The sequence below is a fragment of the uncultured Corynebacterium sp. genome (assembly GCF_937999985.1).
In the GTDB taxonomy this organism is placed as follows: Bacteria; Actinomycetota; Actinomycetes; order Mycobacteriales; family Mycobacteriaceae; genus Corynebacterium.
In genome coordinates, this window is sequence record NZ_CALLDG010000178.1 from 1 (window position 1) to 7,097 (window position 7,097).

Below are 7,097 nucleotides of genomic sequence, written 5' to 3' on the forward strand. Positions count from 1 at the left end.
GATCTCGTTGTTGATCTAGTCAAACTTCCTCGAAGGAGGTTACACCCCTGTCTCCCCTTCCTCCAAATCGCTGTTCTTTCTTATTGACGCCACCCTGCGCAAGAAATTATTTCGTTTCCAAAACTGGGGCTGGGGATTTGATTAGCCTTGGGGTTCATGGACGCATTCATCCCGAAGTTCCTATCCAGCCTACGACGCGACAATCCACTGCCGGAGGGCGTCAATAAGTTCGACACACCGCTAAACGGCAAGACACCGACGGTTCTGATCCACGGCACGTGGCTCAACGCATATAACACGTGGGACTACGTGGCCAAGCACCTCATTGCGGCAGGTCACCCAGTGTTCGCCGTGAACTACGGCAAGGACCGCTCCGCCTTTACGGGCAAGGCCCCGGGCGTGTACGCCAACAACTTCCTGCGCACCTCCCAGAAGGAGGTGGCGGCCTTCATCGACGAGGTGATCGAGCGCACGGGCGCGAAGAAGGTGAACCTGGTCGGCCACTCGCAGGGCGTGGCGCAGGCGCGGCTGTACCTTTCCGATTCCGGCGGCGCCGACCGGGCGGATGTGGCACGCAACAAGGTGGACCGCCTGGTGGGCGTGGGCCCGGCGCACCACGGCACTACCCTGTCGGGCATATCGACCCTGGGCGACAAAATCGACCCGAACAACAAGCTCGCCGGATTCCTGGAGAAGTTCCTGGGCGGCGCGGCGATCGACCAGCGCCTAGGCAGTGAGTTTGGCGATTACCTGAACCGCGATGGGGATACCACCCCGGGCGTGGACTACACGATGATCACTGCGAAGTACGACGGTATTGCCACTCCCCGCTTGAAGCAGGTGATGGTCGCCGGGGAAGGTGCGCGGGTGCGCAACCTGAGCGTGCAGGACGACAACCCGTTTGACCTTTCGGGTCACTTGGCAATGCTGTACTCGCCGCGTGTGGTCGATCTTATTCTGGAGGCGCTGGAGCCGGGAGAAGACGGCCCGGCTACTTACCGCGCCGCCCACCCGCTGAAGCGCGGAGTGGTGCTTCCTATGATGGGCGAGTTCCGGCTGCCAGGTCAGCGGGGTCGGCGAGCCTAGCGAGACTCCTCGCCGTCCCAAACCTCTTCGTCTGCGATGCCCTCTGCATAGGCTTGCTCAGTACGGTCGCGACTGATTTCCCGGTAGGTCTGCAGCAGTTGCAGGGTATGGGCACGCTGCATGTTACGGGCCGCTACAAAGAAGAGGAGTGCTCCGCCGAGCAATCCCATCAGACCCAGCCCCAGCAGGAAGCCAGTCGTCCAGCCGCCGCCGGTGAGGGAATCCATAAAGGACTCTACGGCGGTTTTCTCGGTTGCTACGTTCTGCGCATCATCCGTGTTTGCGGCCCCGCCTGCATTCTGCTGCCCTTGGGCGGCGTTGATGCGATGGATGCCACCGGCACCGTCTGCGGCCGCAGTGTCAGCAGAACCTACATCCGCGGCGCCAGCAGAAGCGCCACCATTTGCGACCGCAGCGTCGCCGGCAGCCCCAGACGAACCGCCGGAGCTACTCGAGCCGACAGAACCACTGGAACCAGCTCCTGCGGAGTCGGCTCCACTAGCCGTGCCGTGGTTATCCGATGCGGCGCTGGTACCGGAGGCTGCTCCACCAGAACTCTTGCCGGCAGAGTTGTTGCTAATGGCGCCTGCCGCCGAGGAATCACTGGTGCCGACACCGCCAGCTCGCCCGGTGGAAGGATTCTGCTGTGCCTTGCGGTTTCCGCGCAGCGCCTCGATGCCACCGACGATCTCATCCATGTACTTGCCGAGCTTCGCGTTCTCGCTATCTAGGTGCTTCTGAAACTCCTGCAATTCTTCGAGACCGGACTTTTCCCCACTCGTTTCGGTATCGGAAGGATCACTGCTGTCTCCCGGATCCGTGCTGTCTCCAGGCTCGACGCCACCGGCCCCGTCGGCGCACGAATCCTTGATGACGAAGAAGGTCTCCAGCTCCTTATCGAACTTCTTGCCGTCCACCGCGGTGCCCTGATAGCGGAAAACTACGCGGTAAGCGCCCGGCTTGGTGAAGAGGAACTGCTGGTGATCGTGCGCTCCAACCGCATAGCTGACCTTGTGCTCACGGTGCTCGGAATCCAGGCGCAGGCTCGCACTACCCAGCCCATTGTCCGACAGGGTCACCATTCGGCCGGGCCCCTCGAAGTCCTTAATGGTCACGTCCACGCCCTTCTTTGCCGAGTTCAAGTGTTCGGTGGAAAAGCCCAGCCACGGAACATCGGGATTTTCACGTTGCGCCTGCGGGAGCGCATACCCGGTCTCCCCCAATTCCTCTTGGTAATCCTGCGGGACTCCAACCTTGGCCTTCGGGCTGTTGACTAGGAAAATGAAGCTGCCGGATTCGCGCTCCTGCACATTCGCGGGATCGGATCCGTCCTTCAGGAAGGTGTGCGGATCCGCGTCAGATTCGTCCGAGGTTCCCACGCCCATGTCCATGTGGCCCTTGGGAATCACGGCGCGCTCTGTCCCCTGCCCCTCACCGAAGGCATCGTTGACCTCGCTACGGACCTCGTCGTCGGATATTTCCTCAGGAGCTTCACACGTCGGCGCTGGCTTGTCTGTGCCATCGCTCGGATCTTCCTCGTCACCCGGCGTCTCATTCTCGCCTGGCGTTTCATTCTCGCCTGGCTGCTCGGGGTCTTCGGGCTGCTCAGGATCTCCAGGCTCTCCAGGTTGCTCGGGCTGCTCTGGCTCTTCAGGTTGATCTTGATCTCCAGGATTGCCCGGCTCCAGCGGCGCGATCGGATTCTTGATCTCGTTCAACCCAGTGGTCGTGCCCTCCGGCAGCCCCACCTGCTTATCGCTGCCGACCAGCCAGTTGATGGTGCGCGCTGCGGACTTCACGGTAGAGCCGTCCTTCTTCTTGACGTCCCACTGCATCGTCAGCTGATACAGCCCCGGCTTAGAGAAGGTCCAACCGAAGTGTCCGTGCCCGCCGACCTCGTAGTCGTAGTCCTTCAAACCGTCCTTGGTGGACAGCATCCGCTCCGGGGTAGGCGTACCGGAGTTGTGGAAGAAAACCTCCATGTCGCCGGGGCCGGAGAACTTCTTCATATGGAAGTGGAGATCTGGCTCGGCGAAATCCTTCGGCACCTCGATCTCGTGCGCCGGGTCAAAAGCACCCAGGCCCGCCCAGATCGGGCGCCATTGGTTAGTGAAGTCCGCGTTCTGCGGGGCATGCCACAGCACCGTGCCGGGCTTGCCTAGGAAGGACAGCGCCTTCTTGTTCGGCACCTTGATGCGGGAGGCCTCCTTGCCATCAATCGCGTCGGGCGCCAGTCGCAGACAGACGTCATCGGCGGGCACGGGCTGCTCCCCATCGACCACCATCACGTCCGGCTTGCCCTTGTTATAAGTGCCGTACACCGCATCCACGTGGGCGTTGTACAGCAGTTTTCTGCCCGCGCACACATGGGTTTTCCCGGTTGCCGGATCCTTAACGTCCTTGCCGACGGTCGGTCCGTCGCTAGTCGTTCCAGGCTTATGCCCTGTCGGTGTTGCTTGCGCCCGCTGCAACACCTCGGCGGTGCGGTGGTCGCTGATTAGTGGTGACGCCGCATTCCAGGCGCCGGCCACCACAGTTAACACCAGCACGCCCAATACCGCCAGGGTGGACTTTGCTGCCCACATCATCCGATCGGCCCTATTCTGGCTGTGTTTGAGCTGCTTAAGCAGTTTAAGCTCAGCCTGCTGCCGCTTGGCCAGCTGCTGAAAGAGTTCATCTTTTTTATGCATCAGTAGCTACCACCTGTGAGGGGTTGTTAGATTGCCGGGCGGCGCGAATGGGCGTCGCCACAAAGAAAGAAAAGAGAAAGACAACGGTGAGAACCAGGACGATCGTTGCGCCCGTAGGCACATCGATCGCCCACGACACGTACACGCCGAGGAAGGAACCGACCATGCCGATCACGGCGCTCAGCGCCATCATCGCGACCAGTCGGTCGGTCCATAGTCGCGCTGCGGCGGCCGGAGTGATCAGCAGCGCGAGCACGAGGATGTTTCCGACGGTGCGGACAGACATCACCACGGCGGCGGTGACGGCGAGGTAGAGGACCACGTCGATCAGCAGCACGCGGATGCCCATGGCAGCGGCGGTTTCGCGGTCGACGGAGACCGCCACGATCTCCTTGTGTAGCGCCGCCACGGCTAAGATCACGACCGCGCCGACGACAGCACTGAAGATGATGTCGGAATTGGATACGCCCGTGATCGAGCCGAAAAGGAAGCTATTCAGGCTGGCTGTATAGCCCTGCACCTTCGAGATCACCACCAAGCCCAGGGCGAAGGCAGCGGCAAAGAAGATACCGATGATCGTGTCTTCCTTCACGCGTCTGCGCTGCGAGAACAGAGCGATCAGCAAAGCGACCAGGGCGCCGGCCAACGCTCCGCCCGCAATCACTGAGACCTGCAGGGCGAAGGCAATGGCCAGGCCAGGAAACACGGCATGCGCCACCGCATCGCCGATGAAGGCCATACCTCGCAATACCACGTGGGTGCCGATCACACCGCATACCAGGGCGGAGAGCACCGCCACCAGCAGCGCCTTCGGCAGGAAGGCCAGGGCGGGATTCGTCAGGTCGGCGAGGAACTGGGAGAAGGAAATCACGGTACCAATCCCACTCCCCGCAGCAGTGGCGAATCCGGGCGAACGTCGAAGGTTTCCATCCACGGCTCGGGATTCTGCAGCTGGTCCGGGGCACCATCGGCCACCACGCGACCATTCAACAGAACCACGCGATCGCAGACGTGTACCGCCTGCGCCAGGTCGTGGGTAACCATCAGGATGCTCATGCCATCGGCGGTCAGGGACTGCAGGATCTCCACCAGCGACTCGATACTGGGGAAATCCATGCCCGTGAAAGGCTCGTCCAGCAACAGCAAAGTGGGTTCCACAGCCAGGGCGCGCGCCACCAGCACCCGCTGGCGCTGCCCGCCGGAGAGCTGACCGATGGGACGGTCCGCCAAGTGCTGCAGGTTCACGCGCTTCAGCGCATGCGCAGTGGCCGCAAAGTCTGCCCGGCGCGACCGACGGAACGGACCAATCAGCCCCGCGCGACCGTTCAGCACTGTGTGGCGAACGTCGATGGGATAGTCCCACGCGAACTCGTGGCGCTGGGGAACATACCCCACGCTCGCGGCCTTGATGCTGCCCTTGGTGCGCGGGATGAGTCCCAAAATGCTGCGCATCAGGGTGGTCTTGCCCGCGCCGTTGGGACCAAGCAGGCCAATTAGCTCCCCGGGTTGTGCCTCGAGGTTCACATCGGTGAGGATCTGTCTCCCGGACAACCGGACATTCAGATCCGCGATCTGTAGTGCCGTCACTTCAGCTGACCCCACAGCTCATCCTCGATCCGCTTGCGCTCCTTGGCGCCCTTCCGCAGGGAGAGGAAGCCGAAAGCCAGCAGCGCGACGACTACCACGCCAATCCCGCCCAGGATCCACGGCAGCGCGGAGTTGCCGTCATCGGAGCCTTCGCCGGAGCTGTCGGCATCCGCATCTGCACCGTCGGCGGAATTGTTGGGGTTGGAACTGTTGGCGTCACCAGAAGAACCGGCAGCACCTGCCTTCGGCAGCTCACCGTCCCAGCTGGAGTTCTGCGCCTCGGCAGGGTCCACGCCCACGGCGAAGGTCAGCACCTTCGTGGTGGTCTTCTCCGAGCCGTCTTTCATCTTCACCCGCACGCCCATGGCCACGCGGTGTACGCCCGGCTCGGTAAACACCCAGTTGGCGTGCGTGTGCGTGTTCAGATCCACCCACAGGTCCTGCGGAGTGGGCTGCGCGGAGTTCCACAATTCCTGGGGCTGTTCAAAGCCGCCAGCCTGCAAAAACATGCTCATCTGGCCGGGCCCCTGGTGGCCCAAATACTCCATGGTCACACCACGGCTAGCCTGGGCGATCAGTGCCGGCGATTGCGTGTTCCATCCCAGCCACGGCACGCCCTGCACCTCGGTCTGTGGCAGCACCCATACCTCCTGGCCGGGCTGCGCACCGGTGAACTCGTAGCCACCGTCGGCTGGCAGTTGCTGCTTGGCCTTATCGGAGGCGTCGAAGACCACGTCATCGAGCACACGCCAGATGGGCTTTTCCTCCGCATCGTCGCGCAGCTGTACGTCCAGCTTGCCGCCGTCCAGACGCATTCCGAGGTCCGCATGGCCGCGGCTAAACACGTGCGAAGTCCCCGCGGGGGCGTGCTCTTCCTTATCCGTCACGGTTTGTTGCAGCGCCGGGTCCTGCGCTTGGCTCTGCGCCTGATCTTGCGCCTGCGCCACTGCGACCGGCGGAGCCACCGGCGCTCCCGCCACTACTACTCCCCCGGCCAGCAGTGCGGCGGCCGTGGGAGCTAGACAGGACTTCCTGATCCGTGTGTTTCGCATGTTCTGTTTGATCCTTATTCTTCTTTTTCTTCTTAGTTCTTGAAACGTCGTTGTCGTTCCTGCCCGCTAGTGGTCTATGCGCCACTCAGGCAGTCCGCCATCGATTCCGCGTTGGTCCGCATCAGATCCACATATGTCGGCGCTGTCTCGTCCAAGGTGTCACTGCGTATCTGGCACACACTCACGCCCAGCCTGTCTGCGATCTGCTGCAGCTCGCGCGTACGCCCCGCCATCGTCGGCTCAATAAACACCGCCGGAACCTTCAGGTTTTCCAGGGTGCGGGTCAGGCTGACGAGGTCCCGTGTGCTCGGCTCGATCTCTGGATTCGGGGTGACGAAACCTGCTACATCCAGGCCGTAGGCGTCAGCAAAATAGGCGTAGCCGTCATGGGCCGTCACCAAGTGCCGACGGGCCTCGGGAATAGTGCCGACCTTGCGCTTGATCTCCCGGTCAAGCCGGTCGAGTTCGTCCAGGTAGGTTCGCGCGTTCTGCTGGTAGTCAGCGGCGTGCTCCGGGTCTACCGCGATGAGCTTGTCGCGGATTACCTTCACGTATGCCATCGCATTCTTCGCGTTGTGCCACAGGTGCGGATCTAGCTCGCCGTGGACGTGCTTGCCCAGCACCGCTTGGGGCAAAAGGTAGGTCTCGTCGCCCGCAGTACCAAGGAAGCGAAAGTTCGGGT

The 7,097-nt window shown here is 62.2% G+C and carries 6 protein-coding genes; 1 reads left to right on the top strand and 5 read right to left on the bottom strand.

The annotated features are described in order from the left end of the window. Positions 1-156 precede the first annotated feature (156 nt). Complete coding sequence (locus tag Q0331_RS08450) at positions 157-1,086, top strand: triacylglycerol lipase (RefSeq protein ID WP_298075933.1); 930 nt, start codon at positions 157-159, stop codon at positions 1,084-1,086. On the opposite strand, the gene Q0331_RS08455 is transcribed toward Q0331_RS08450, so the two are convergent. The 5 genes from Q0331_RS08455 to Q0331_RS08475 form a co-directional block, all read right to left on the bottom strand. Further along, complete coding sequence (locus Q0331_RS08455; protein WP_298075934.1) at positions 1,083-3,674, bottom strand: choice-of-anchor M domain-containing protein; 2,592 nt, start codon at positions 3,672-3,674, stop codon at positions 1,083-1,085. The two genes, Q0331_RS08450 and Q0331_RS08455, sit on opposite strands and share 4 nt — an antisense overlap. 94 nt (positions 3,675-3,768) lie before the next feature. Beyond that, positions 3,769-4,647, bottom strand: a complete 879-nt coding sequence (locus Q0331_RS08460; protein ID WP_298075935.1) for an anchored repeat-type ABC transporter permease subunit — start codon at positions 4,645-4,647, stop codon at positions 3,769-3,771. Then, on the bottom strand, positions 4,644-5,363 hold the full coding sequence (locus tag Q0331_RS08465; protein WP_298075936.1) for an anchored repeat-type ABC transporter ATP-binding subunit: 720 nt from the start codon (positions 5,361-5,363) through the stop codon (positions 4,644-4,646). Before Q0331_RS08465 ends, Q0331_RS08460 begins: the two co-directional genes overlap by 4 nt. Further along, a complete protein-coding gene (locus Q0331_RS08470) occupies positions 5,360-6,415 on the bottom strand; it encodes a choice-of-anchor M domain-containing protein (RefSeq protein ID WP_298075937.1) in 1,056 nt (351 codons plus the stop codon). The genes Q0331_RS08465 and Q0331_RS08470 overlap by 4 nt, the downstream gene beginning before the upstream one ends. A 74-nt stretch (positions 6,416-6,489) precedes the next feature. Then, positions 6,490-7,097: anchored repeat ABC transporter, substrate-binding protein (locus tag Q0331_RS08475; protein WP_298075938.1), on the bottom strand; the 608-nt coding region annotated here is incomplete at its 5' end.